Genomic DNA, 26,298 nt, shown 5'->3' with positions numbered 1-26,298 from the left:
CTCTATAATTTTTATTAAATAACTCTATTTTGGAAAGTGATGATATATTAATAAATAATTTTTATCAAGTATTGTTTTACATTTTATTTACATTTTTTACAAAAATAATATATATTTTTTTATTATTGTGTAATTTACTCTGTTTTATATAATATATATTGAACAATAATTATTCATTGTTCTACTTGAATATTTTTTTATATATAAATATAATCATTTCTATATATAAAAACATGAAAAAGTTTATATTATTTATAATAAACAAACCTACTACAGTATCTGTTACTTTAGTTTCTGTATTTATAATAGGATTTGTAAGTATATCTAAATTAAAAGTAGATTATTTACCAAATATGGAGATTCCTATTATAAGCGTAAAAACAGTATACGAAAACTCAGCACCAGAAGAAGTTGAAAAAAATGTTACAAGGTTAATAGAAAGTGCTATATCTTCAGTTAATAACGTAAAAAACATAAAATCAAAATCAAAAGAATCAGAATCAAATGTAGAAATAGAGTTTAATTGGGGCACAGATTTACAAACTGCTGCAGATGACATCAGAGAAGCAATAGATATGATAAGAAGCGAGTTGCCTGATGATGTTGATAACCCTAATATTTCAAAGTTTTCAAGCGATGCTAGCCCTATAATGGAGATAGCATTTTTTGGTATTGATAATTTAAGTGCCTTATATGATTTAATAGACAGCAGAATACTCACATCATTAGAGCAAATTGAAGGAGTAGCACAAACAGAGATAAGAGGCGGACTTAAAAAAACTATTTATGTGGATATAAACCTAAACAGATTAAATGCCTATTTTATAAATATTAATGATATAGTAAAAACACTCTCTCTAGAAAATCAAAATATAGTTGGAGGTGAAACCTATGAGGGTGTTTATAAATATGGAATAAGAACTAAAGGTGAGTTTAGAAATATAAATGATATAGAAAATGTAGTAGTAGCTTTAAAAGATAATATATTTCCTGTAAAAATAAGAGATATAGCAAATGTGTATGAATATTATGATGATGAAGCTGAGATAGTAAGAATTAACGGACAGAAAGCAGTAAGTGTGGCTATAACAAAAGAATCTGGTGCTAATATCATACAAATATCAAGAGATGTTAATAAAAGATTAGAAACAATGGATTTGCCTTATGGTGTGTATTATAAAGTATTATTTAATAGCTCTGATACAATAAATAACTCAATAAAAAATGTAATAAGCACAATATGGCAAGGAGCTTTATTTGCTATAATAATTCTTATGATATATTTATGGGATATAAAAAGCGTTATTATAATATCAATATCAATACCAATATCAGTAATAACAACATTTATATTAATGTATTTTTTGGATATATCAATAAATATTATCTCTCTTTCTGGGTTAGTTCTTGGCGTTGGAATGATGCTCGATAACTCTATAGTTGTTCTTGAAAATATTTTTATACATAATAAAGACTCTAATAATATAATAGATAATATAAAAGCCTCTGTAAATGGTGCTAGCGAGGTTTCTGTAGCAATAACAGCATCAACTCTAACAAGCGTATCAGTTTTTTTGCCGTTTTTATTTGTTAAAGGACAAGTTGAGCAAATGTTTAGTGATTTATGCTTAACTGTATCAATATCGTTATTAACTTCTCTTTTTGTTGCTATCACAATAGTGCCTTTACTTGCTTCTAGAATAAAAAACAACACTTTTAAGTTTACAAAATTAGAGACATTTTTTCAAAATAATATTCACAGCAAAACAGAAAAGTTTTATTTAACATTATTATCATTAGTGATGAAAAATAAAAGAAAATCATTTTTAATAATATTTTCAATACTATTTTCTTTGCTAATATTAATGCTCATAAAAATACCAAAAGAAGGATACCCTGTGTCTGACGCTGGCACTATAATATCGAGATTGAGAATGCCAGTTGGAACGAGGGTGCAATTTACAGACTTATTTATTGATAGAATGGAAGATGATATAGAAAACAGTGTTGGAGAAAATATAGATTATTATGAAACAAGAGTGAGAACAGGAAGAAATGAACATCATGGAGAGGTAAGAGTAAAATTAATAGACAGAGAAAAAGGAAGAGAGAAAGATATTAATTATTATATAGAAGAGATAAGAAATAAAGTAAACGGCTACCCCGGAAGAATAGAATTAAACTCAGAAAATGTTGCAATGGGAAAGCCTAAAAATTATAGCTCTATTATAATAGAATTAGTTGGAGATAATTTAGACATGGGCTATGATGTGGCAAGCAATGTTATTAATGCTGTTTCTAAAGTAGATGGGATAAGAAATGTACTTATAAAAGAAGATGACTCAAATCATGAAATATTATTTACTATAAACAGAGATTTAGTATCAAAAATAGGAATTAGCTTAGATACCATAGGAAGCATAATTCGTACATCTTTTAGCGGAACAGTAGCAAGCACTATGACATTAGAAAACTCTTTATATATAGATTCTGATATAGTGGTAAGACTTGAAGACAGTACAAGAGAAAATATAGACGGTGTATATAAATTGATGATACCAACAGGAACAAATATTATACCAATATCTTCTGTAGTACAAATATCTAAATCAACAGGCCCTACAGAAATAAATAGAAAAAATGATAACAGGATAATAGAAATAACAGCTAGTTCATATGGAAGGGCTGTAAATGAGATAATAGCAGATATAAGAGAAGAATTAAATAAAATATATATACCAAGCGGATTTTTAGTAAATTTTTCAGGCGATTATGAGGATATGCAGGAATCTTTTCAGCAATTATTAATATCGTTAATAATGGCTATAGTGTTTGTTTATGCTATAATAGCAGGGCAATTTGAGTCATATATCACGCCTTTTGTAATATCTTTATCTGTGCCTTTTGCTTTGTTTGGGGCATTAATATTTCTTTATATTAGCGGGGAGACTTTGAATGTTTATAGTGCAATAGGTATTATAATGCTTGTTGGTATAGTTGTAAACAATGGAATAGTTTTAATAGATTATATGAATAAAGTTGTATTAGAAGAGGATATTTCTTGGAATGAATCAGCTTTAAGAGCTTGCAAGAGAAGATTAAAACCAGTGCTTATGACCTCTTTAACTACTATTTTAGGTATGCTTCCTATGATGCTAAAAGTGGGAAATGGAACAGAGATGTATAAACCATTAGCTACTGCAGTTTGCGGGGGGCTGATCTTTTCTACAGTATTTACCCTTATAATAATACCTGCTGTATATTCAAGTTTTAGAAATAGGTTTGATATAAAAAGAAAATACGATTAATAAAAAAATAAAATTTCACTCTAGTTAACATACTTAATCAATTTATAAATAAAACTTTCGATAATTATTTAAGTACTATATTAAAAGGGTTTGTTTATGGAAAATCAATTAAAAAGGATAGAAACTAATGAGCTAGAAAATCTATTGGAAGAGTTTGCTGATTATTTACAAACTTTAAATTATGCTGCTCATACAATCAATAGTTATACTAAAGACTTAAAAGAATATATAAAATTCTTAGAAGATAATAATATAGATTTTAATGATGCTACTCACTATACTATAAGAGATTATTTTGCATCTTTAAAGAGTAAAAAATTAAAAAATGCCACAACTTCAAGACATCTTTCATCTATAAAGAAGTTCTATAAATACTTAATAAGAAACGGCTACTCAGATAAAACAAGAATAATAAACATGAAAAGCCCAAAAAGAGAAGAACATATAGCAAAATTCTTATCGCTCAATGATATAGATAAAATATTAGAGATAGATGATGATAATGATTTTACTATTATAAGAGATAAGATGATGGCTATATTTATGTATGCTATAGGTTTAAGAGCATCAGAATTAATATCTATTAAACTTAATATGATGCATAAAGGCTCTAAAACTTTAAGAATACTTGGTAAAGGTTCGAAGGTTAGAGAGATACCTTTAATCCCTATAATATATGATAATTGGGATTTATACATGCAAAAAAGGGCAATTATACAAAGAGAGTATGGAGAAGACAATAATTATTTATTTGTAAACAGATTCGGTCAGCCCATAAGCGACAGGAGTGTTAGAAATTCAATGAAAAGGCTTATGAGAATGGCTAATATTAGTATAGATTTCTCTCCGCACACTTTAAGGCATACATTTGCCACACATCTTCTAAATAATAATGCTGAAATTAGAGGCGTTCAAGAATTACTAGGTCATGAAAGCATATCAACAACTCAAAGATATACCCATGTTACAAATGACAGACTTTTTGAAGTATATAATAGAGCACATCCTCATTCAAAATAAAACATGCCAATAGAAAATTACTTGATTTTTTGGAATCTTTTTTATATAATTAACATATTAAAGTTAATTAATAAAAAAATCATTGAGGTTAAATAAATGTCATCTAATAAAAAAATAGCAATCAAAAAAAAGAGCCCTGTAGTTAAAACTTTGCAATGGCTTGGGGTATCTGCTGTATCTATTTTGCTTATAGTATATTTTTTGGTAATAGATACTACAGGAAGTCAGAGAACTCCTACAATAGGCTCTGTTAATGGTACTCCTATATATTATACTTCTACAAGCCCTTATGGAAAAGCTTTTAGAGAAATAGAGAGCTATTATCAGCAATTTGGTATACCTATGAATGCTGATATATATAATAATATAGAGGATTTGGCTTTTAGAAGAGCTGTTACTACTATACTTTTAGATGATTTGGCAGCAAAAAATATAACTGTAAGTGACAAAATAATACTTCAATATATGCAAAGCCAATTTATAGACAGTAATGGTAATTATAACCAAATGGCTTATGATGCTTTTATTAAAAATACGCCTCAAGCAGAAAAAATTAGAATAGAAAAAGATTTAAAAGAAACAGTTATGGCTCAAACCATAGCTTTAGAGTTATTTAATGGTGTTAAAATTAATTCTTTAGAACTAGAAAGAGAATATATAAAAAATTCAACAAAAAGAGATATTGAGATGCTTTATATAGATGCATCAGATATAGTAAGAAATGCTGATATACTTGAAGTAGATATAGACAAATATTTTAATGACAATAAAACTAATTTTGTACAGGCAGATATATCTTGGATACTTCTTGCTAATGCTAAAGATGCTGAAAATGTATACAAAACACTAAAAAATGATATTACTTTATTTGATAAAACTGCAAAAGAAAAAAGTATATATACAAATGAATATCATTTAGGTTATGTTACAAGAATGGAAATAGATAAAAATATAGCAGATAGAGTATTTACAAACACTCAAACAAATATTGTACTTTCTCCTATTAATGTTAATGGTGTTTACTATGTTGTATTAGTTAATGATATAAGATTACCAGAAAAATACACAGATGTTAATGCTGGTGTTTTAAGAGATAGTTATTTAAATGATAATCTTAAAGTATTGATTGAAGCAGAAAAGGCTAAACAAGTAGAAGTATTAAAAAATGCTGTTTCAAACAACAATAACTTCGCTGCTTTAAATAATAATGGAAATATTAAATACTACAAATCTTCAGCACCATTTGCTTATGGTCAAGGTTTAGTTAATGCTGCAGATGGAAATGTTATCCCAGATTCATCTAGCCCTATATTCAACAGCACTGTATTTTCTTTGAATGTAGGAGATAAAAGTGAAGTTATAAAATTAAATAATGGAGTTGCTGTTATAAAGGTTTTATCAGAAGAAAAGGCAGATATAAACAAACTAGCATCATTAGATACAGCTCAAAAAAATACTGCAAGAAGAGAATTATTAAACACAACTGTTGCTAATGTATCTATTGAATGGGAAAATAGAAGTATTGAAGAAGCAAGAATAAAGAGACATGAAATAAGATAAAAAATAGAGAGGTATTTATGTTTGACAATAACGTTCATTATATAAGAAAAGAATTAGAATCTATATACAATGTTGTAGTAGAAAATTTAGGTAAAGAATTATTAAGCAAAGAGATAAAAAAGCTTGAATACGAACCAAAATTAGATAGAATTAATATAAATGATTTCATTTTTATAAGGTTAACATTTGAAAATAAAGAAGATCATAAAGAATTATTTTATGAGATATATATAGAAGATGAAAATGGAAATGCATTAGAAAACTCAATGATAAACGTAGAGCGACCATTCTCTAAGCTTGTAGATAAAATTGATTATCTTATAAAATTAGATTATTGATTATGTTTTTGTTATTTTTGCAGCAACCTCTAAAGATATATAATTGAAACCTAAATCAATAAATATCTATATTGTTTTTTATTTTATTCAACTTTTTTACACCACAAAAAGTTTTACTATTGGCCTACTCTTTATGAAAGTGCAAATAAAAAATAACACTAAATTATATTATTTTCTATTTTTATATGTAGTATAATTTATAAAAAAAGTACAGTTCTTCACAAATCATATTTGAAGAATATAGGTTCAATATAAAAATATTAATTTCATAAAAAATTATCATTTTTAAATTTAAAAAATTGTAATTATAAAAAAATTTGTTATATTTAAATAAATGTTTTAAATCAAATACAACAATATAAGGCACTAATGAAAAATATATTAAAAATTCTAATAACAATTCTAATATTTAGCTCCACATTATTTGCAAAAAGCGGTCTAGAAATAGGTATATTCGTTCCTCTTGGTATGAGCGTTGGTATAAATACTCATCCAGAACTTCCAACAAATATGAATCAAAATACATACAATACTTACATATCAAACAATACAAGAAATACATTTATTGGTTTTGAAACAGGTGCTTTGGTGCAAATTGGCTACAAGCTAGATATTAATAGAAATGCTGGTTTTAGTTTTTTAGCTGAATTGGGTTATAGCAGAGATACATTTAATTATAAATTAAAAGATACAGAAACTAATTCACAGGCAATAAGAATGGAAAACTACAGAAATTACACTTTTGATAGTTTTTTAATTGGAGTGCTTCCTAAATTTAATTATAAAAGATTTTCTATAGGTATAGGTGCCGGCGTAAAAATTGCTTTAGCTGGCACTATAAACAATTCAAGTTATAATCCGCTGCTTGGATACTCCACAGAAAAACTTCAAATAATAGATACTAAAAATTATAAAGATTATTTTAACTCAAACATAATACCATATATTAAATTAGTAGTAGATTATAGTATTTACACTTCACAGAAATTTGATTTTGTACTTGGAGGATATATTGGCTATGATTTTCCTCTTACATACACCCCTAAAAATGCTGATTTAACAAAAATAGTGCCTGATAAAATATCTAGTTTTGATATAGGATTTAATATTGGCATAAAAATAAGACCTTTATAAAAGAGAGATTAAATGAAATTTTTTAAAATATTAATAATAATGTTAATTTTATCAATAAATGCATTTGCTAAAAATAGCTTAGAAATTGGCATATTTGTGCCGTTAGGAGTTGGAGTTGGAATAAATCAATATTCTCTTACAAATGAAAATCCAACTCAGCAGCAGGAAACTAATTTTAATAATATTGTAAAAAAAGAAAGTAGAAAATCTGGAGTTGGTTTTGATTCTGGAGTTTTATTAAATATAGGATATAGATTTAATATTAATAAGGATATGAGTTTTAGTTTACTTGCTGAAATAGGCTATTCTCATGATGAGTTTTCTTTTTTTAGAGGAGATGTTAGTAATAAAAATACTTCCGTTTTTATGTTTGAAAGCATGACATTTGGAATATACCCAAAATTAAATTGGAAGAAATTTTCTTTCGGTTTAGCTGGAGGAATAAAAGTGCCGCTATATGTAAGGTCTGTTTCTTCATATTATAATTACACAAAAAATGAAATTAGTAGAAACATTGAAAATTATAATGCCTCTCAAATAAAAAATATGTTTAATCTTCCAATAATACCATATATTAAATTTTCAGTAGACTATTCTATTTATACAGATAAAAAATTTAGTTTTGTTTTAGGCGGATATGTTGGTTATGATTTTGGACTTTCTCTTAAAACGCCTCTTTTAAATAATCAAAATGCAGCTCTAACAAAATTGATAAAGCAAAATATATCAAGCTTTGATATAGGTTTTCAAGTGGGCATAAAAATATTGCCGAATTATTAATAGGAGATACAATTATGAAAAAAATAGTAATTTTAAGCTTATTTACAATAATATCACTTCTAAGCTGCAATAATAATTACTTGAATCCAGATGCCTATACAAAAGAAGCAATTGATAGAAAATATCCTTATTGGAATATAGGAATGTCAGAGTTTAAAATAGCAGAGGGTCTAACAAATTACGCCACTATAACAGTAGAAGAAAAACGTTTTATATTAAGATGTATGGCACTTATGAGAACAGCTGTAAATACGACTGAGTTTCCTACAGAAGTAAAAAAGAAAACTTTAGCTTCTTCTGTAAATGCTTCTTATGGTAATGTAAGTATAAAAGTTGGAGATATATATGATAATGATAAATTAATAGATGTTGTACGTTCTCTTCAATATACTAATTTTATATACGAAAAAATGAATACTGGCGGAGCTGCTTTTGGAAGTGTTGGTCAGTCAAGATATGTACGCTATGTAGGAGGACAAGATCCTAATCAAATTCCTACTGCTAATTGGGTTGGTTTTGAAAATGCTAATTGGATTCAGTGGTCTGGAAACAGTTTATATGGTTATGCTAGTTTTTCTGGTTTAATGTTTCATGAGCATATGCATAATATTGGTTTTACTCATGTAGCTGAAACTTCAAGTAATAATGTGCCTTATGGCCTTCAAGGTGTTGTACAAAGCTTAATAGAAAGAATACTATATGGAGACTTAAAAACTAAATATGCTACAGCTTTAGATGAACTTACTGCTTACTACTATACTGAATACAAACATTTACTTTTAGAAGACAGTGTTTTTGACCCTAGTAAGAAATAATATTTTTTATTGCCTTAACATTTAATTGATAACACTTTAAGTATTTATATATCAAAAAATGCTTAAAGTAAGTTATCATAATTCCGAAAAGTTATGTAAACTATACACAAGGACTATCATTAAAAATGAAAGACAATATAGCTTCTAGTGCTTACAGCCTCATAAGAAGAAAAAAATATAAAAAAGCTAAAGAATTACTTTTATCTAATAGAACTGCATTAAACCGTGATGCTAATGCTCTTGCTATGCTTGCTTTTGCTAATATATTTTTAAAAGATTTTTATGCTGCTGAAGAGGTATCTAGAAAGGCACTTAGAGAGGATAGTTTTTGTGTGAATGCTATGATTGCAAAGGGATATATTAGTTTGCATAATGGGCATAGAGAAAATGCTTTAAGAGAGTATTTTAGAATATTAGAGCTTGACCCTCAAAACAAAATAGCTAAAGACAATATTGAAAGAGTGAGATTTTTAACTAATAATGCTAAAGGTAATGAGATTAACCCAAAAGCATATATTTTAGGAAAAAGAGAAATATCTATATTAAAACTTCTTATACTTATACCTATCATTTTTGTTATATCTTTTTTATCATATTTAGCAATAGACAGAGGATATCCTGCTATAAAATATATATTATTAGACAAAGAGCAGAAAGAGCTTAGAGAGAAATTACAAGATGTATATTTATTTGAGGGGCTTGAAGACGGTAAGATTCCAGAGAGTGCAAAGAGCCCTACCTACTCTCCTAAAGAAGTAGCAGAGATGTTTGACAAGGCTAAAAAGAATATGAGAAGTGCATCAGTTAATGAAGCTGTTATGATAATAAACGGTGCATTAAACAGTGACATAAATGAATATCTAAAAGAAAGATTTAGAGTTTTAAAAGAGTTTGTAATAGCACCAGATTATAATATATTTAGAGAAAGCCCAGATTATCTTACAGTGGTAGGAAACTATGAATTATATAATGGCGGATATATAAAATGGAAAGCGGACGTAAACAGCATATCAAAAACTAATATAGACGGTGTGCCAAAAAACAAAGCAAGAATATTGGTATATGATCACAACGCTGAAAACATAGTTGGTGTTGCTGACTTAATATACAATGTAACATTAAATCTAGAGCCAAAGAACTATATAGAAGTTTACGGCAAAGTATTAGGCTACGACAACAAACAAAAATCCATAGAGTTAGAAGCCCAAGTAATAAAGCATTTGCCTAAGAAGAAGTAAAAATTAGCATTTATAATTACTATTAGAAAACTATACAATAAAAAAACTATTATAAATATGATTTTTTATTATTATAAATACTTTAAATATAAATAATAAAAATTACTTAACCCACTTCTCTACCTTCATCACCCATGCCTCGCTAGCGTATGCCGCTTCCAAGCCAACTTCGCTGTCTTCAAATATTATTGTCTCTTTATTTGAAACATTAAAATATTCCATGCACTTAAAAAATATCTCTGGGTGAGGCTTTTTATTTGCTATGTCTGCCCCTGTTAAAACTAAATCAAATACTTCACCTAATTTAAATGCTTTTAATATGCCATATACTCCGTTTGGCGATGCTGTGGTTGCCAATGCTAGTTTTTTCTTGCCTCTATTAGATAATATTGTATCATAAATAAAAGGGTGGATATCTAAAAGATTAAGATTGTTTAAATATATTTCCTCTTTTTTAATATGTATCTTCTCAATTAAAGTGTCTTTATCTTCTGTTATTTTATTTAAATCCAACACATTAGCTACAAAAGTTTTATAATGCAAACCAAAGCATTTTTTATAATAATATTCTTCATCAAGTTCTATATTAAACGCTCTAAAGGCATTGCTGTATGAATAATAGTTCAAATAGGCACTATCAATTAGAGTACCGTCCATATCAAATATTAATAGTTTTATATCTGTCATAATTAAACCTTATAATTTTTTGAATATTCATTATAACATAAAGAGAAAATTTTTACATTAATATTTATTCTGTAATTATAATATTGTATAATTCTAATATAATATATATAATATCAGCAATAAAATAACTATGAAAATACAAACATTACTGCTATTATTAATATTATTTGTAATATCCTCATGTACAACACCACCTAAAAAAGATATCAATAATGAAGCAGCTCAAATGTGGATTGAAGAGTCAAAAAATAAAATAGTAATGGATAATTTTCAAAATATATATAAGTTTGATAAAAACTCTAATATAGACATTATAATATACGGCTACTCTAATCCTACAAAATATAATCTTTTAAAAATGTCAGAAAAAAATAAAGCTGTATATTATACAAAAACAAAAAGACAAAGTTTTATATTAAGCTCACTTCCAACATTTAATTTATATAATCTGTTAGAAAGTAAAAAAGTATATGACCCAATGTATTTAACTGTAGATTTTAATTATAGAGGGGATTTTAAAAATAACACTGTCTACAGATTTAAAGGATTTGTAATAGAAAACGGAAAGCTATATATAGCAAACAATTATAATAAATATTATATGGAAAAATTAGAAAATTGGCTAAATAAAAATGGTTATGGAAAAGATTCATATTGGAAGCCATATAATGGTGCTAATTGGAATGAATATCCCATACCAACAGAAGATGATATAGACTGGGATAATGTTTTTTTATTAGGAAAATTAGAAAAATAGTTATAATATGCTATAGAAAATAGTAATTTTCTTTTATTGTTATATACTCCTAATTAAGTTAATATTACGCTACAACAATTAGGAGGAATAATGACAGCTAATTCAAAATGCATTATAAATACTAAAAACATAAAAAACACTCAAAAAATAGGAGAATTATATTCAGCTATTTCTCACAGTGTAGGAGCTTTACTCTCAATAGCTGGATTTGTTCTTATGCTTATAAAAGTAAATAAAAATTATGTGCTTCCTGTGGTAGTTTATGGCGTTGGTATTATATTATTATATACATTTAGCTCTCTTTATCATTTTTTTCCAGATGGTAAAGTTAAAAGATTATTTCGTAAATTTGACCACATAGGCATATATATTTTTATAGCAGCAACATACACGCCGCTATGCATATTTTCTCTTCCCAAAAATGTTGGAATGCTTATATTATCTGTGATATGGGTATGTGCATTAATCGGCGTGATATCAAATACTATTTTAATATATAAAAGCCCAATACTCACAATAATTTTATATATTTCTATGGGTTGGATTATTGCTTTTGCTTTTAAACCTCTTCTAAGAGAGTTTAATATACTTCATTTAAGCTGGTTAATATGGGGCGGAATATTTTATACTATAGGGGCATTCTTATATGCATTAGGAAAAAAATATCAGTATAAAACTAAACAATTCACACATGACATATTTCATATATTTGTATTAATGGGCTCATTCTCTCATTACTGGTTTTTATACCAATATGTGATTTCTTGATATACAAAAAGGGCTGCCTCTAAATATTTAGAAGCAGCCCTTGATTTTTTATTATTTATATATTATCTCATTATAGTATCATAATAATTAACTATGTACCAATATTCACCCATCTTTCTTAATATAAATATTCTTTTTACTGTAGGGTCATAAACATCCCCAGTGTTCATATTAAAGAATCTATTATACATAGTAACTTCAACTTGTGCTCTTTTAAGTCCATATTCTTCTGTAATAGTGACTTTATCAACTGTGTAATTTAATAAAGTGTATACACTGCCGGCATCATATTCTCTGCTCATCATATCCAAAACCATAGTATAATGATTTTTTAATGTAGTATCTTTTGTAGATATTATATTTCTTCTTAACTCTGTCATAAACTGATTTCTAAGATTTCTATCATAAGCAGAAGCTAAATATTTTTTAAACTCATCAAATAAAGCCTTTTTATCTTCAGGCAAGGAAGTTCTATAAAGAATGTCAAACCTTATAGCAAGCTCTCTAATATTTTCTGATTTATAAGCATTCTCTAAATCGTTTAAGAAATTATTTCCAAAATTAGTTCTTATCATATTAACACTAACAGTGTCAGAAAATTGTTCTCTTAAGAAATTTTGGAAACTCAATCTAGCAGCTTTTTGATATATACCAGTATCAGTAAAATCTTCAAGATAAGTATTGCTGTAATTTCTTCTATAAGCCTCACTATATCTTTGACTTATACTAATAATAGAAGGCATATGCATATAATTAAAATAATTACTCCACTCTTTTCTCTTCATTGCATCTAAAGTATATGTAATAACCTCATCAGGGTAATATACAGGCAAAGTAGAAGCACTGTTAGTAGAAGTTCTAGCAACAACAATATTATTTGTAGATTGAGTTGTAGTTGCCGTTCTTAGAGGTTCATCAATAAAGAAATATGCATCGTCTGCCCTAATAACATATTTTTCAGTTAAATCAGGCATAGGATTAAAAGTAGCTTCTATTCTATATCTTCCGGGCTTTGTAAAATAAAACCAATTATTCAAATCTATAAAAAATGAATAACTCTCACCCTCTCTTAATGTAATCACTCTATCCTTTGAATTATCTATAGTTCTATCATTTTGATATTTCCACAATGTATAATTATCTGATGAAACAACAGGATTATTATAATTATCATAAACTGTAAATTTATAATTATTGAAAGGATTAATAGAATTAGTAAAGCTTATTTCTCCTTTTTGAGCATATATTCTTATTTCCATAGTTACAGGTTCATTTAATCTATATCTATTTAAGTCAAAGTTCATGCTAATATTAAATGAATTAGGAGCCACTATTTCATCATTAGGATATATTCTTTCAACTTCATTTAATACTATCTCATCTAAAAAATTATCCTGCGCAAAAAGTATAGAAAAACTAAATATAAAAAGTATTATATATTTCATACAACATTACCTTAAAAAATACTACTATAATAGTTTATCGACAAAAGCCGAAATAACATAAGAAAAATTATAAAAAATCTAATTATGCATTAATTATTATAAATTTTCTTCTTTATTAAACTCTTCAACTATAAAAGTATTAAAATCATCTTTAGTACATGCATAAGATTCTTTAAATAAAAATCGTTCAAGTCCACCCATATTTTGAAATTTTCTATTTTTATAATCTGATTTTGATAATTCTTTCATACTATAAAATATATTATTTTGATTTTCATATTCCTCTTTTTTATTTTCATTATAAACCAGTATATATACAACATTGTTTTTACAGTAATCTAAATCTTTTATTATTCCCAAATCCATTAATGTAATAAAACTATCATATCCTTTCTTATATATTTCATATTTTTTACTCTCAAAATTAGTATACTCTTCATTATCTTTATAATCAATTCTTTCTTTTTTCTGTTTAAAACTGCCGCTTTTAAACTCTATCAAATAAAGTTCATTTTTAATCTTAATAAATTTATAAATAGAATCTACAGAACTAGGTGGATTTCTAAATTTATACATCTTATCATACTGTCTTACCAATTCATCAATATTTATAATTTCGAATTCACACTCTGTCATATATGATTTTGAAGTTTTACTATATGATGATTCTTTTAAAGAAATTTCTAATTTAGAATAATTCAAATTCGGTAACTTTTTTGATAATGCCAATTTTATTTCTTCAAAAGCTTCAACAGTCATAATTAAATTTCTTCATCTCTCATATTCTTTAAAATCTGTAAAGGTTCAAACATTTTCTCATAAATTATATCTAAATTATCATTAACATTTTTAAATACTACATTACATTTATTATCAGCGAATTCTGTAATATAAAAATTAACCCTTTCATCTATATTATGCCTTTTAGAAAATCTGTTAATAGCTTCCAAAAAATAATGACTATGTGTAGTTATAGTAATAGTTAAATTAAAATATTTCTGTAATAAAACAATTAACTCTGCATATATAAGCTGCCATTTTGGGTGAAGATGTATTTCTGGCTCATCCAATATAAGAACATCTTTTTCATTTAAAGAACCATTCTCCAAAAGACGTTTTATTATAACAAAAGATTTTAATCCTGCTGAAAGATTTCTTAATTTTATTTCAATATCATTTTCATTATAATGCAAATAAAAATCATCATCTTTATTTACTATTTTAGCATTTATAATACTGTTAAGTACATCATAAACTTTTTCCAAAATTTCTTTATTTTTTACAGAATCAAAAACATTTTTATTATCATTAGTAAAGAAATCATCTATTGTCTTTTTTAAAATAAAATTATCAGTATCAATATTACTATTTATATAATTAACTATAAATGGATTATCAATATAAAATGCATTATGAATTATATTAAAATCAGTTTCAAATTTTACACATTCATCATTTTTAAACTCTATATTCATTTTTTGTTTCTTTATTTCTAATTCCAATTCAGCATTTGAATTTTTATTAAATAAATTATTAATTTGGTTTTCAAAAATATTTCTAAAATAATCCGTCATTATTTCAAACATTAATTTACTATTTTTTGTAGAAATAATATCCAATATATTTTTTGCTATTTCATCAAATGTATCATCATCAACTAAAATAATGTATTGCTTTTCAATAGTATTTTTTAGTATATTAATTAAACCTTTTGATGATACCTTTTCAGATAAATCATTTACATAACGATATATTTTATCTATTATCGGACTATCTTTAGGAATAAAAATTGGAACCCCAAATCTATTTTTTATATTTAATTTCTTAAGTATATTAAATATTTTATATTTTAAATCTTCTTCTATTATAAACTTTTTAAAATTATCATGATTAAATATTGAAAATAATATTTTACCTATAGTACTTTTGCCTGTATCATTATCTCCGCATATTACAGTTATGCCGTCTATTTTTATATCTGCTTCTTCTATCTTAGCAAAATTAGATATCTTTAATTTCATAAAACTACTTCCAAAAAATACTATTTTTATTATAAAGAACTTTTTTATTTTGTAAAGATTAAATATTTTTTAAACTGTAAGCTCTTTGTTTATCTTTATCAAAGCTCTACTTATTATATAATGATTATAATCAATACTGTCTTTCATGGCCTCATAAAGCTTAAAAGAGCCCACTATAGATTTATCATAATCACTATCTTCAAACTCAAAACCCTCTGTAATGGACTTTATAACCCTCTGCATGGTAACACCCAAAAACTCATTAATTTTACTTATATTAAGTATCTTTATGTCAGATTCACTTAACTTCTCTAAAAGTTTATCTACTTTTCTATGCCTTTTTAATTCACTGTTAATTTCATCGCATAGTTTAATAGCATTTAATACATAAGGCTTAAGCTCTATTATTTCAGCATCTATTTTCTCTAAACCTGTTTTTATATTTGATAATATTTTATTTTTTTTATTTACTTCTTCAGAGTTTTTATCTATTTCTATATTAATATTATCAAGTTTTTTAAGAAGCTCATCAACTGTAATGTTTTCCATTGCATTGATTATTACTCCGCCTTCTGTGGCATTATAAAACTTTTTACTGCTATTTAATTTGCATTGCTCCTCATACCAATTTCTATACATATCAAAACGTGAATCTGTAAACACACTCTCCCCATAAACATTTTTCTCTTCTCTCAAATTGCCAGAAACAAGCACTTTATATATTCTGCTGTCATAAGAATCAAGCTTTCCTATCTCTGTGAAGAAATTCTCTTCATGATAGCTTCCTTTTATATGTGTCTGATGATTAGGAAAAGACAAATCAAGCCCAAGCATTATTATAGGGTTAGCACCAATTCTAATAGCAAAGTCGTATGCTGCAGTAGAAACACTTCCCCCCATAGTAACATCTCCCCTCTCTCCCAAAGGCTTCATAAAATATTTAGCAAGAGGAAATATAGAATCTAAAAAATATATTGCTCCTTTAAATGACGATATAGCCTCATTATCAACAGAAGATTCTGCTATTAAAACAGTATCTTTAAAATTAATATTCCTAAAATATTTTGAGTTCTTTTTTTGCGGGTCAATAGTAATAACAAAATGAGGCGATATATTATGACTAGATAACGGCTTCATCGCAGTATCTACAGCTATTATTATTGCTTTATCCTTTAACTCTTTTAACTTTCTAATATTTTTCTCTAATGAAGGACCAGCAGAAACCACCACCGCCGGAATATTTTTATATTTATCAAAAAACTTATTTACGCCATAATGAGTTGCTATCTCTACAACATTTGATGCTATATTATAAGCCCATAATTTATCGAATCTTAAAATCGTGTTTATATTAATAGTTTTTTTGTCTATTATAGATAATACTTTAGTTTGATAAAATAAAGCGTCATCTGCAAATAAATTGCTGTAAGACCTTGTAATAAAAAATTTTACTTTTTTAGTGGTTTTTAAAGATATAAACTTCTCTATATCTTCAATGTCATATCCGCCAATAAAAAATGTAATCTTACTATCTTCTAATATTTTATCTAATCTAAAATTATCAATAAGCAAATTAAAAAAACTAATAGAAGGCTCAATTACAACTATATTGATATTAATTTTCTTTAGAGCATTGATTAAATATCCGCCGCCAATGCCAAATACAAATACCATATCAATATCATCTTCTATTTCTTTAATTAAAGTGTTAGCCTCTTTTATAGGGTCATAAGCACTATGAAGCAAAACACTCTTTCCATTCTTTACAACTTTTGCAGAAAGGTTTTTGGATTTTGTTTCAATAACCTCTAAAGAAACATTATCTTCTTTTTTGGCATTTTCAATTAAATCTAAAAAATTAATAGGATATGCTTTTATATTTTTTTTAATAGCATTTAAATTATTTTCTCTAATATCTATCATTCACGATTTTCTCTCTACTATATAATTTGCAAGCTCAATTAATATATTTTTTGCTTCGTTATCATCGTATATATTTAAATAATCTATAGCCTCTTTTGAAGTCTCTATTGCCTTCTCTTTTGCCCCCTCAAGCCCAAACTGTTTAACATAGGTAAGTTTGCCCTCTTTTTCATCTTTACCCACAGTTTTACCAAGAGTTTCATTGTCAGAAATTACATCAAGTATATCATCTTGTATCTGAAAAGCTAAACCAATAGCCTCTCCATATTTAGTAATATTTTCTAAATTAATATTTTCTTTCTCTGAAGCAATAGCTCCCACTCTCACAGCTCCCCTAATCATAGCACCTGTTTTCTTAGAGTGAAGTATTTTAAGCATTTCAAAATCAATGTCTCTCTCTTCATAATACAAATCTATAAACTGCCCCATAACCATTCCAGAAACTCCCGCAGCATAACTTATCTCATAAAGAAGTTTTCTCAAAGTTTTATCATTGATATTAGCATTAGATAAAATCTCAAATGAATGAGTAAGAAGTCCGTCCCCAACAAGTATTGCATTAGCTTCTCCATATTTAACATGTGTTGTAGGTTTACCCCTTCTTAAGTCATCATTATCCATAGCAGGCAAATCATCATGAACCAAAGAATATGTATGAATAAGTTCTAATGATACAGCTGGTATAATAGCTTTTTTATAATCTCCGTTAAATAATTCACAAGCAAGGCAAGTTAAAATCGGTCTTAATCTTTTTCCTCCTGCCTCAAGCGGATATTTAAGCATATCTAAAAAATTATTTTCTAATGATATATTGCTAGTTTTAAAAATATTATTTATCTCATTATCAATATCTTTTAATCTTATATTCATATATTCTTTAAGATTCATATTATTTATTCCTTACCACTTAATAATAAAATCATTATATAAAAAGAGATGAAAATGTAAAGCTAATATTAAATAAAAAAATTGTATTGAGTTTTTATTATTGATTTTTAATTTAATACGATAAAAAATAAATGATAGTATTTAATTTAAAAAATTGGAAACATTATAATGAATAAAATTATTATAGAAACAAACAGGCTAATATTAAGAGAATTAAATAAAAATAGTGAAGAAGATTATAATAGTTTATGCGAGATATTAAAAGATAAAGAAACAATGTATGCTTATGAACATGGCTTTACAGAGGAAGAATGTAGAGAATGGTTTGAAAGGCAAATAAATAGATATAAAACTTATGGATTTGGACTTTGGGCTGTTATATTAAAAGAAAATAATAAACTAATTGGGCAAGCTGGTTTAACGATGCAAAATATTGATATAAAAATTAATGGCTCTAATGAACTGCTTGAGATAGGCTATTTATTTAATAAAAATTATTGGCACTTAGGATATGCTATAGAAAGTGCTATCTCTTCTAAAGAATATGCTTTTAATAAACTAAATGCTGATAGAGTTTATTCTATAATAAGAGATAACAATATAGCCTCTCAAAAAGTCGCTATAAAAAACCAAATGAAAATAGTCACTCAAATAACAAAGCATTATTACAACATAGATATGCCTCATTATGTTTTTTGCTGTAAAAAATAAAATAATACCTTTTTTAAATAAAAAAGGCATGCAATTTATGCACACCTTTTTATAATAACTTATTTAATAATTATTAATCTCTGCTTCTTACCTTTGCTAAAAGTTTTAATATCTCTAAATATAACCACACCAAAGTAACAAGTAAACCAAAAGCAGCATACCATTCAAAATATTTTGGCATGTTGTAAGCCTCACCCTTCTCCATAAAGTCAAAATCCAAAAGCAAATTAAGTGAAGCTATTACAACTATAACAACACTAATACCAATGCTTAAAGGACTTGAACCATATAAGAAAGGAATTCTTGCACCCAAAAATGACATTACAAAATTAACTAAATATACAATAGCTATACATAAAGTTGCAGACACTATTACACTTCTAAACTTTTCTGTAACTCTTATAATTCTAAATCTATAAAGCAGAAGCATAATAAATAAATCAGCAAAAGTAAAAAACACCGCCTGAACAACTATACCATCATAAGCAGCATTAAATACATAAGAAATTGCCCCAATAGCAACACCCTCAAGTATAGCATAAAGTATAGATAAAACCTTTGCCAACTCTTTTTTGAAAGTCATTATTAAAGCCAAAACAAAAGCCCCTATAGATGAACCTATAGCAGCAGGATAAAGCATTTCTGGACTATTTGCTAAAACAAAAAATACGCTCACCATTGCAGAAAGCATTAAAACTAATGTTAGAATGATAGATTTGTTTATAGCACCATTAATAGTCATAGTGCCTTCATTTGCATGCCTTAATTCATAATCAAAAGCTTTTTCTGATAAAACTGGATTAGCCATTTTCAATAAAACCTCCGAATGAAATTAATAATATTTTCAACGAATTGCAAATATTACTGGAAACATTATATAGGTATAAACAAAAAACTCAAGCCCCTTTAGCGAACTTCCTAAACGCAGTAACAGTCTGAATGAAATATGATATTGTACTTATTTATAATAACTAGATATATAATTTTTGGCAGCTAATGATATAAATTCACTTCTATTTGATGATAAGTTATCTATTGTCTTTAATAAACTCTCGTCTAATGTAATATCTATTCTCTTCTTCTTCTCTCTTGAAACTTTTACCTCTATTAACATTCTCGTTATAGGTTCATCTTCAGTTTCTTTAATTATCTTTTCCAAACTAGAAGCTTTTGGAATTTTCTCGCCATCTTCTATTATACCATCAATATGCATTTGAAGTGCTACTTTAGAATTATCTATTACTTCTTCTAAAGTTTTACCTGCACTTACACATCCGTCAAAATCGTAAAATGTTGAATTATAACCTGATTTTACTTTATAAATATTTGCTACAAATGTTTCTATATTTTTTTTCATAATAAAATATTTTATAAAAACAAACTATTTATTTAAAATCTTTATCTTAGCTTGTTTTTCTATACTTTTTATCACAGCTATTGATAAGTCAACATTACTATGATAAGGCACTGTAACTCTTCCCTTTTTTATATTATGTTTAAACTGTTTATGGCTTCCTTTCTGAGCAATTTGAAACCATCCGTCTTGTTTTAGGAGCTTTATAATTTGTAAAGCTGTCATAATAATTTTACTCCTGCAATTGAGTTATTGTATTTAAGCTCCTTAATACACATAAGTATACACATAAACTATTTTTTGTCAACTCACAATCAAGCCCCTTTAGCGAACTTCCTAAACGCTTGAACAGTCTGCACCGAGCCGTACCAAAAAATTTTACAATATTCATATAGATTAAATATTAATTTTTATATTATCTACTTGATTTTTTATACATTTTATAATATTCTAGTTATATATACTTATAATTAGTATTATTATTATAAGATATCTTTTCGATAATAAACGAAAGTAGTTATTTTATGAAAAATAGAGGTAAAATAAATATAGATACTGCTGATTACCTATATAATAATAGGCAAACATTTATTAATTACATCAATAAATCTAACTATGATGATATTAATCATATTATTATAGGTAGGTGGTATTATGGGGTATTTTTATTAGCTAAGGATTATTTAATTTCTAAGGGTTATAGCCAACATTGTAATAAAGATTTTAGAGGGCAACTTTGTACAATAAAAAATTGTAACCTTCAATGTCTAGCACATAAAGGGAATCGTTATTCAATATGGGCTGTATTAGTAACTTATGCTAAAAAAAATAAAGCTTTGGCAACTAGAGGGACACAGTTAGCTCAATTGAGAGAAAATTATGAATATTCTGGTAAATTGTGCAATCAAAATGTTTTAAATTTAGCATATAATTATTTTACTAAAATACTAAATGACTTATAATTATAAGGAAAGTAAAAAATGAATAATTTTAATAGAGATAATTTATTATTATCAATACTAAAAAAATATTTTGATAATTTTTTTAAATTAAACAATAATATAAGACTAATAGAACAGAATGATTATTATATAATTTATTTTATGGATGAGTCTTTTTTAATTAAAAATAAAGATAATATAGAAAGTTTATTTAAGTATTTAGATAATAAATATAAAAATATATTATCATTTTTAGATATATTTATTGGATATGATTATATTTATAATTATTATTTGAATAATAATGATTTAATTGAACAAGAAGAAAATGGACTATGCAATGATTTAACATTAAAATTGTTGCAAAATTATAATAGTCAAATTATGATAGCAGAATATTCAAAAATTTTATCAGTATTATTAGATTTATGTATAGAAACTGTTAAAAAATTTAATCATAGTATTATTTATGATAAAAAAAATATAAATACATCTATTAGTGATTGTAATATAAAAGTAGAAAATAAAAAAGAATATAATAATATAAATAATTATGAGGAAGATGATGAATATTTTGAAGCAGCATGAGAATTCTACTTTTTCTATAACAGAAATTAAACTTGTTAAAGCTAATTTTTTCCAAAAAAATAATGTCATTAATAAAGATGAAATAGCCATAAATTTAAATATGGGATCTTTTTATTCTACTAGAAAGGATATAGAAAATTCTATACAATTAAATTTATCTGTTGATATAGAACTATTTCAGGAAGATATAGATAAAAATAAGATTTCTATTGCTACAATAGAAACGATAATAGTTGGAATATTTGAATATAAAAATGATATTTCAGAAAAATTGCTTCCAAATTTAGTTTCTATTTTATACTCATATATTAGACCAATTGTGGCACAATTTTCTGTTATGGCAAAATTACCTCCTATAGATTTACCTATATTAAATTTAAGTAAAATAGAAGTTAAACATATAGAAGAAAATTAAATCACTACTTCAATTATAACCCAAATATATAAATCATCAACAATATATAAGATGACAATAAGTGCTTGCAGTTCTTTTGGTTCTTTTATACCAATAAAAGAACTGGGGTGCTGCACGGTGTGTACTTCGTTAAGGGCAAAGCCCTGCAAATATCTTAACAAATAATTTTTTTATTTAATGTATGTTTTATTCAACTTTTTCCCGCCGCAAAAAGTTGCAAAAAGTGCAAATGTTTTTATTTTATATCCTAGAATATATATAAATATAATACTTGTATTTTGCTTAAAAATGCAGTCTTTTTGCTTCTTTGTGCCAACAAAAGAAGTGGGGGTGTGGGGGCTAGTCCCCACGAATATAAAAAAGATAAAAATTTTATTGTTCTTTTTCCCGCCGCAAAAAGAACCAAAAAGTGCAAATGTTTTTACTTTATATCTTGGAATGTATAAGATTAAATTAATACCTATATTTTGTATCTTTTTGAAAATAATTTTATTCTTTCAAAAAACCATGCTCATACACCTTAACGGCAATCTTTTGGGCAAGAACGTCAAGATTGCGTTTGAGGTCGGCAAGTAATGAGTTATAAGTCTCGTCTTTAGAGGTTGGATTCATACGCCCCTTGTCATTAAACTTCTGGAAAAACGCACGTATGTCATAGTAGGACGCATTAACATTAATGAGGTCGAAAGAATGATAATATTTCCATAGCGATAACCCAGCCTCAAAAACCGCATTAGCCTCGCTTGAAAATTTTAAAGGAGAAGACGATTTTGTGTCGCTGCTAAAAAGACTGTCATTGTCTGAAGTAGTTTTTTTAATTTTTCCAGAGAGGAAATCAGTCATGAAGTGAGAGGCGAAAGAGTCTTTAGCATTAAGCTGCACTTCGGTGAACGGAATCCAATGATTAACGCCGTGCTCTGAAGAAATTCTGTTTTTAGAGTGGAAAAGTGTAAAAGCTAAACAATCATTTTTGAATTCTGTATCTTCTTCCCAAGAGTCATTAGGATAAAAAAATTGGTCGTTGTGATTAATCCAAGTATGCTCAATACAATGACGCACTGAAAAATATATACACATATATATGATATTATTTACATTTACAGGCATAATTTTTCCATGTCTTTCTGGTTTCATATTTGAAATGTTTACAAAATTATTCGTTTGAAAATCTGGGCTATCTCCAACTATAATACCAAGATTAATTTCGCCTGATAATAATTTGTAAAAGTCTATCCAAGTATTAATATTTTTTTCATTTGTATAAAAATTTCTTACACCTATTTTATTTTCTTCATCATTAAAAATTTCCAATCTTATTTTTTTTATCTTTTCTTTTTTAGAAGTATCCCAAATCATAAAGCCTATAGGGAATTGCCCATTAACATTATCAAAAGTATAAGCTGGCACCATAAAACCATTTAAAAATTTCGCTTCAAAAACTTCTCTAAATTTTACAAAATTAGTAGAATTAATATATTTTAATGTAGCAAAAGAAGCTAACACGCAATTAGGAATTTCTTTATAAACTCTTATAAAAAATTGTGCAAATATCTCATTACTTGCTTTACTAAGTAGCTTTTTATATTTTATATATGTATTGTTGTCAGTAGAAACTTTATCTTTATGCTCTCCTGTTGCTGACATTTTCTTTTTATTTCCAGCCTCGGCGTAAGGTGGGTTGATATAGATTACTAATTTCTTCCTACTCTCTTCATCTTCTACTATTCGCCTCAAATCTTCTGGAAGCTTATCAAACTCGTCATTCAAAAAGTCAAATTGAAATATATGATTCTCTAGCAAGTTCGCGCCATTCTTCACTCGCTCTTTCATTATCTCTACATCTGCCTTGTCCAAAGTAGATGCCCATATGTTATATTTATTCGTAAGCCCCGCAAGCAAATTCCCCGTGCCTGCCGCACAGTCCCATATATAATATTCCTCCTGCCAATTCTCCCCCAATACTTCCGCTATATATTCCTGACTCTTCTCAACCCATATCTGCGGCGTGAAAAACGACCCCTTTCGCTCTCTTATATCCTGCGGCACAAGTAAATCCCGCCTCTCTATTATATAATCCCAATACTCACTTTTAGGCGGTCTTTGATACCTCTTCCAAAACTCATTATGTGCCTTCTGCTTATCATAAAAATACGCTTCCTTACTCGATGCAAGCCCCATATCGTCTATTTTTCTGTCAAGCTCATAATGGTCAGTTTTTAGTATTACATATAGTTTTTCTTTTAATGTTAAATTATTCTCGCTTAGTAAATCCGCCAAATAAAAATCGGCATCTATTATACCAAAACTTTTAGCCCTATCCCAATCCACAGATATAGATTCTTTTACGGCATTAAGCCACTTTGAATATATATTAACAAAATTATTCTTATCTATCTGCACTTTCGATAAGGAGTTTTTACCCGCTATAAAATTAGCCCTTATAAACTCTTTTAATTCACTCTCATCATCATCAAATTTATAAATATAGCTTTCATTTTTCAAAGTATTTTCTACAAGGTTGTATAGCTGTTTAAACTCTTTAGACTCATGGTCAGAAGGGGTTACATTCCAATTAAAATCATTTTGATTAAAAACATCAAGCACTTTATAATACTGAATAAAAGCGATTTTCTCAGCATCAAAAGCCCCCAAGAAAGGCGGCGGCAAATGTTTATCGAATACTCTTTTTTTTCCTATAGTGAGTATAAGCTGCACAAAGGATTCATATATATCATTTTTATTTCCTTTTTTAGCTTCTGCCCACAAAAAATATTCAGTATCTTTTTTATCTGCTTCTTTTTTTGGAGCGATACTAAAATCAATCTCCTCTATAATTTGAGTATTATCAAAAGAGTAAAAATAATCTCTAGCGACTTTATTTTTTAATTCTTCTTCTCTGATAGTTTTACTGTAAGACATAATAGTTATAATATTTTAATTTTCATTAAAAGTCAACAATTTCATAACAGTTTTAAAATTGCAAAGAGTGCAAATGATTTGACTTTATATTTTAGAATATATAAATATAATACTTGTATTTTACCTAAAAAAATGCAGTTCTTTTGGTTCTTTTATACCAATAAAAGAACTGGGGTGCGGGGCAAAGCCCTGCAAATATCTTAACAAATAGTTTTTTTTATTTAATGTATATTTTATTCAACTTTTTCCCGCAGCAAAAAGTTGCAAAAAGTGCAAATACTTTGACTTTATATTTTACAATATATTTTCAATATAATATAAAATCTAAAATTAAACATAAATGTATATTTTGTTAAATGCAGTTCTTTTGGTTCTTTTATACCAATAAAAGAACTGGGGGCGTGGGGGCAAAGCCACCACAACTAATAAAAAACATAAAAATTTTATTGTTCTTTTTCCCGCAGCAAAAAGAACCAAAAAGTGCAAATGTTTTATTTTACATCCTAAAAAATATATATAAATATAATACTTATATTTTGTCTAAAAATGTAGTTCTTTTACTTATTTTATAATTGACTTTTGGCTAAAAATAATTTATCATTCTCCACAATTATGGGGATATAGCTCAGCTTGGGAGAGCATCACAATGGCATTGTGAGGGTCGTGGGTTCGAGCCCCATTATCTCCA

At 26.8% G+C, this 26,298-nt stretch carries 24 protein-coding genes and 1 tRNA gene; 15 read left to right on the top strand and 10 right to left on the bottom strand.

Going from position 1 to position 26,298, the window contains the following annotated elements; all coding sequences use genetic code 11:
- Positions 1–233 precede the first annotated feature (233 nt).
- From GQX97_RS01370 to GQX97_RS01335, 8 genes are all read left to right on the top strand, one after another.
- Entirely contained in the window at positions 234–3,308 is a 3,075-nt protein-coding gene (locus GQX97_RS01370) for an efflux RND transporter permease subunit (protein WP_157150174.1), read from the top strand.
- Between the two features lie 96 nt (positions 3,309–3,404).
- Positions 3,405–4,328 (top strand): tyrosine-type recombinase/integrase, encoded by a 924-nt coding sequence (locus tag GQX97_RS01365; protein ID WP_157150173.1) that lies wholly within the window; start codon positions 3,405–3,407, stop codon positions 4,326–4,328.
- A 96-nt stretch (positions 4,329–4,424) separates the two neighbouring features.
- On the top strand, positions 4,425–5,888 hold the full coding sequence (locus GQX97_RS01360) for a SurA N-terminal domain-containing protein (protein WP_157150172.1): 1,464 nt from the start codon (positions 4,425–4,427) through the stop codon (positions 5,886–5,888).
- A gap of 17 nt (positions 5,889–5,905) precedes the next feature.
- Positions 5,906–6,226: a hypothetical protein gene (locus tag GQX97_RS01355; RefSeq protein ID WP_014933366.1), complete on the top strand. Its 321-nt coding sequence runs from the start codon at positions 5,906–5,908 to the stop codon at positions 6,224–6,226.
- A 369-nt stretch (positions 6,227–6,595) separates the two neighbouring features.
- Complete coding sequence (locus GQX97_RS01350; RefSeq protein ID WP_157150171.1) at positions 6,596–7,360, top strand: hypothetical protein; 765 nt, start codon at positions 6,596–6,598, stop codon at positions 7,358–7,360.
- Positions 7,361–7,372: 12 nt separating this feature from the next.
- The gene (locus GQX97_RS01345) at positions 7,373–8,140 is read left to right on the top strand and encodes an outer membrane beta-barrel protein (protein ID WP_157150170.1); all 768 of its coding nucleotides are present in this window, start codon (positions 7,373–7,375) and stop codon (positions 8,138–8,140) included.
- Positions 8,141–8,154: 14 nt separating this feature from the next.
- Positions 8,155–8,955 carry a hypothetical protein gene (locus GQX97_RS01340; protein WP_157150169.1) on the top strand — a complete coding sequence of 267 codons (801 nt, stop codon included), beginning with the start codon at positions 8,155–8,157 and terminating at the stop codon, positions 8,953–8,955.
- Positions 8,956–9,080: 125 nt separating this feature from the next.
- Complete coding sequence (locus GQX97_RS01335; protein ID WP_157150168.1) at positions 9,081–10,193, top strand: lipopolysaccharide assembly protein LapB; 1,113 nt, start codon at positions 9,081–9,083, stop codon at positions 10,191–10,193.
- A gap of 102 nt (positions 10,194–10,295) precedes the next feature.
- Here the strand turns inward: GQX97_RS01335 and GQX97_RS01330 are convergent, their stop codons facing one another.
- Positions 10,296–10,880, bottom strand: a complete 585-nt coding sequence (locus tag GQX97_RS01330) for an HAD family phosphatase (protein WP_157150167.1) — start codon at positions 10,878–10,880, stop codon at positions 10,296–10,298.
- A gap of 130 nt (positions 10,881–11,010) precedes the next feature.
- Here GQX97_RS01330 and GQX97_RS01325 point away from each other — a divergent pair, with 130 nt between their 5' ends.
- Together GQX97_RS01325 and GQX97_RS01320 are read left to right on the top strand one after the other, a co-directional pair.
- Positions 11,011–11,637 (top strand): hypothetical protein, encoded by a 627-nt coding sequence (locus tag GQX97_RS01325; protein ID WP_157150166.1) that lies wholly within the window; start codon positions 11,011–11,013, stop codon positions 11,635–11,637.
- 90 nt (positions 11,638–11,727) lie between these two features.
- Complete coding sequence (locus GQX97_RS01320) at positions 11,728–12,405, top strand: hemolysin III family protein (RefSeq protein WP_157150165.1); 678 nt, start codon at positions 11,728–11,730, stop codon at positions 12,403–12,405.
- A 62-nt stretch (positions 12,406–12,467) separates the two neighbouring features.
- On the opposite strand, the gene GQX97_RS01315 is transcribed toward GQX97_RS01320, so the two are convergent.
- The 5 genes from GQX97_RS01315 to GQX97_RS01295 form a co-directional block, all read right to left on the bottom strand.
- Positions 12,468–13,850, bottom strand: a complete 1,383-nt coding sequence (locus GQX97_RS01315; protein ID WP_157150164.1) for a hypothetical protein — start codon at positions 13,848–13,850, stop codon at positions 12,468–12,470.
- Between the two features lie 96 nt (positions 13,851–13,946).
- Complete coding sequence (locus GQX97_RS01310) at positions 13,947–14,609, bottom strand: hypothetical protein (RefSeq protein WP_157150163.1); 663 nt, start codon at positions 14,607–14,609, stop codon at positions 13,947–13,949.
- A gap of 2 nt (positions 14,610–14,611) precedes the next feature.
- Positions 14,612–15,871 carry an AAA family ATPase gene (locus GQX97_RS01305; RefSeq protein WP_157150162.1) on the bottom strand — a complete coding sequence of 420 codons (1,260 nt, stop codon included), beginning with the start codon at positions 15,869–15,871 and terminating at the stop codon, positions 14,612–14,614.
- A 69-nt stretch (positions 15,872–15,940) separates the two neighbouring features.
- The gene (locus GQX97_RS01300) at positions 15,941–17,794 is read right to left on the bottom strand and encodes a motility associated factor glycosyltransferase family protein (RefSeq protein ID WP_157150161.1); all 1,854 of its coding nucleotides are present in this window, start codon (positions 17,792–17,794) and stop codon (positions 15,941–15,943) included.
- Positions 17,795–18,682: a polyprenyl synthetase family protein gene (locus tag GQX97_RS01295; RefSeq protein ID WP_157150160.1), complete on the bottom strand. Its 888-nt coding sequence runs from the start codon at positions 18,680–18,682 to the stop codon at positions 17,795–17,797.
- 168 nt (positions 18,683–18,850) lie between these two features.
- Here GQX97_RS01295 and GQX97_RS01290 point away from each other — a divergent pair, with 168 nt between their 5' ends.
- Positions 18,851–19,393, top strand: a complete 543-nt coding sequence (locus tag GQX97_RS01290; RefSeq protein ID WP_157150159.1) for a GNAT family N-acetyltransferase — start codon at positions 18,851–18,853, stop codon at positions 19,391–19,393.
- A 73-nt stretch (positions 19,394–19,466) separates the two neighbouring features.
- On the opposite strand, the gene GQX97_RS01285 is transcribed toward GQX97_RS01290, so the two are convergent.
- The 3 genes from GQX97_RS01285 to GQX97_RS01275 all read right to left on the bottom strand — a co-directional run bounded on the left by GQX97_RS01285 (position 19,467) and on the right by GQX97_RS01275 (position 20,972).
- Positions 19,467–20,201 carry a Bax inhibitor-1/YccA family protein gene (locus GQX97_RS01285; protein ID WP_157150158.1) on the bottom strand — a complete coding sequence of 245 codons (735 nt, stop codon included), beginning with the start codon at positions 20,199–20,201 and terminating at the stop codon, positions 19,467–19,469.
- A gap of 150 nt (positions 20,202–20,351) precedes the next feature.
- A complete protein-coding gene (locus GQX97_RS01280; protein WP_157150157.1) occupies positions 20,352–20,750 on the bottom strand; it encodes a type II toxin-antitoxin system HicB family antitoxin in 399 nt (132 codons plus the stop codon).
- 24 nt (positions 20,751–20,774) lie between these two features.
- Positions 20,775–20,972, bottom strand: coding sequence for a type II toxin-antitoxin system HicA family toxin (locus GQX97_RS01275; RefSeq protein ID WP_157150156.1), 198 nt, complete (start codon positions 20,970–20,972; stop codon positions 20,775–20,777).
- A gap of 299 nt (positions 20,973–21,271) precedes the next feature.
- Here GQX97_RS01275 and GQX97_RS01270 point away from each other — a divergent pair, with 299 nt between their 5' ends.
- From GQX97_RS01270 to GQX97_RS01260, 3 genes are read left to right on the top strand one after another with little or no spacing between them, the layout of a single operon-like run.
- A complete protein-coding gene (locus tag GQX97_RS01270; RefSeq protein ID WP_157150155.1) occupies positions 21,272–21,709 on the top strand; it encodes a hypothetical protein in 438 nt (145 codons plus the stop codon).
- 18 nt (positions 21,710–21,727) lie between these two features.
- Positions 21,728–22,276: a hypothetical protein gene (locus GQX97_RS01265; RefSeq protein WP_157150154.1), complete on the top strand. Its 549-nt coding sequence runs from the start codon at positions 21,728–21,730 to the stop codon at positions 22,274–22,276.
- Positions 22,251–22,691 (top strand): hypothetical protein, encoded by a 441-nt coding sequence (locus GQX97_RS01260; RefSeq protein ID WP_157150153.1) that lies wholly within the window; start codon positions 22,251–22,253, stop codon positions 22,689–22,691. The genes GQX97_RS01265 and GQX97_RS01260 overlap by 26 nt, the downstream gene beginning before the upstream one ends.
- Positions 22,692–23,180: 489 nt before the next feature.
- Here the strand turns inward: GQX97_RS01260 and GQX97_RS01255 are convergent, their stop codons facing one another.
- Positions 23,181–25,610 carry a hypothetical protein gene (locus GQX97_RS01255; RefSeq protein WP_157150152.1) on the bottom strand — a complete coding sequence of 810 codons (2,430 nt, stop codon included), beginning with the start codon at positions 25,608–25,610 and terminating at the stop codon, positions 23,181–23,183.
- 614 nt (positions 25,611–26,224) lie between these two features.
- Between GQX97_RS01255 and GQX97_RS01250 the strand changes: the two genes are divergently transcribed.
- Positions 26,225–26,298, top strand: a tRNA-Ala gene (locus tag GQX97_RS01250).

It is taken from the genome of Brachyspira sp. SAP_772, from assembly GCF_009755885.1.
GTDB lineage: Bacteria > Spirochaetota > Brachyspiria > Brachyspirales > Brachyspiraceae > Brachyspira.
The sequence above is the reverse complement of the archived record's forward strand: the minus strand, read 5'-3'. Positions and strand labels throughout refer to the sequence as shown.

Coding starts and splice junctions, on each gene's coding strand:
- GQX97_RS01265 (WP_157150154.1), top strand. CDS start 21,728: ATGAATAATTTTAATAGAGATAATTTATTATTATCAATACTAAAAAAA.
- GQX97_RS01320 (WP_157150165.1), top strand. CDS start 11,728: ATGACAGCTAATTCAAAATGCATTATAAATACTAAAAACATAAAAAAC.
- GQX97_RS01260 (WP_157150153.1), top strand. CDS start 22,251: ATGATGAATATTTTGAAGCAGCATGAGAATTCTACTTTTTCTATAACA.
- GQX97_RS01315 (WP_157150164.1), bottom strand. CDS start 13,850: ATGAAATATATAATACTTTTTATATTTAGTTTTTCTATACTTTTTGCG.
- GQX97_RS01275 (WP_157150156.1), bottom strand. CDS start 20,972: ATGACAGCTTTACAAATTATAAAGCTCCTAAAACAAGACGGATGGTTT.
- GQX97_RS01345 (WP_157150170.1), top strand. CDS start 7,373: ATGAAATTTTTTAAAATATTAATAATAATGTTAATTTTATCAATAAAT.
- GQX97_RS01270 (WP_157150155.1), top strand. CDS start 21,272: ATGAAAAATAGAGGTAAAATAAATATAGATACTGCTGATTACCTATAT.
- GQX97_RS01280 (WP_157150157.1), bottom strand. CDS start 20,750: ATGAAAAAAAATATAGAAACATTTGTAGCAAATATTTATAAAGTAAAA.
- GQX97_RS01305 (WP_157150162.1), bottom strand. CDS start 15,871: ATGAAATTAAAGATATCTAATTTTGCTAAGATAGAAGAAGCAGATATA.
- GQX97_RS01330 (WP_157150167.1), bottom strand. CDS start 10,880: ATGACAGATATAAAACTATTAATATTTGATATGGACGGTACTCTAATT.
- GQX97_RS01285 (WP_157150158.1), bottom strand. CDS start 20,201: ATGGCTAATCCAGTTTTATCAGAAAAAGCTTTTGATTATGAATTAAGG.
- GQX97_RS01300 (WP_157150161.1), bottom strand. CDS start 17,794: ATGATAGATATTAGAGAAAATAATTTAAATGCTATTAAAAAAAATATA.
- GQX97_RS01360 (WP_157150172.1), top strand. CDS start 4,425: ATGTCATCTAATAAAAAAATAGCAATCAAAAAAAAGAGCCCTGTAGTT.
- GQX97_RS01365 (WP_157150173.1), top strand. CDS start 3,405: ATGGAAAATCAATTAAAAAGGATAGAAACTAATGAGCTAGAAAATCTA.
- GQX97_RS01350 (WP_157150171.1), top strand. CDS start 6,596: ATGAAAAATATATTAAAAATTCTAATAACAATTCTAATATTTAGCTCC.
- GQX97_RS01340 (WP_157150169.1), top strand. CDS start 8,155: ATGAAAAAAATAGTAATTTTAAGCTTATTTACAATAATATCACTTCTA.
- GQX97_RS01370 (WP_157150174.1), top strand. CDS start 234: ATGAAAAAGTTTATATTATTTATAATAAACAAACCTACTACAGTATCT.
- GQX97_RS01255 (WP_157150152.1), bottom strand. CDS start 25,610: ATGTCTTACAGTAAAACTATCAGAGAAGAAGAATTAAAAAATAAAGTC.
- GQX97_RS01355 (WP_014933366.1), top strand. CDS start 5,906: ATGTTTGACAATAACGTTCATTATATAAGAAAAGAATTAGAATCTATA.
- GQX97_RS01335 (WP_157150168.1), top strand. CDS start 9,081: ATGAAAGACAATATAGCTTCTAGTGCTTACAGCCTCATAAGAAGAAAA.
- GQX97_RS01295 (WP_157150160.1), bottom strand. CDS start 18,682: ATGAATCTTAAAGAATATATGAATATAAGATTAAAAGATATTGATAAT.
- GQX97_RS01310 (WP_157150163.1), bottom strand. CDS start 14,609: ATGACTGTTGAAGCTTTTGAAGAAATAAAATTGGCATTATCAAAAAAG.
- GQX97_RS01290 (WP_157150159.1), top strand. CDS start 18,851: ATGAATAAAATTATTATAGAAACAAACAGGCTAATATTAAGAGAATTA.
- GQX97_RS01325 (WP_157150166.1), top strand. CDS start 11,011: ATGAAAATACAAACATTACTGCTATTATTAATATTATTTGTAATATCC.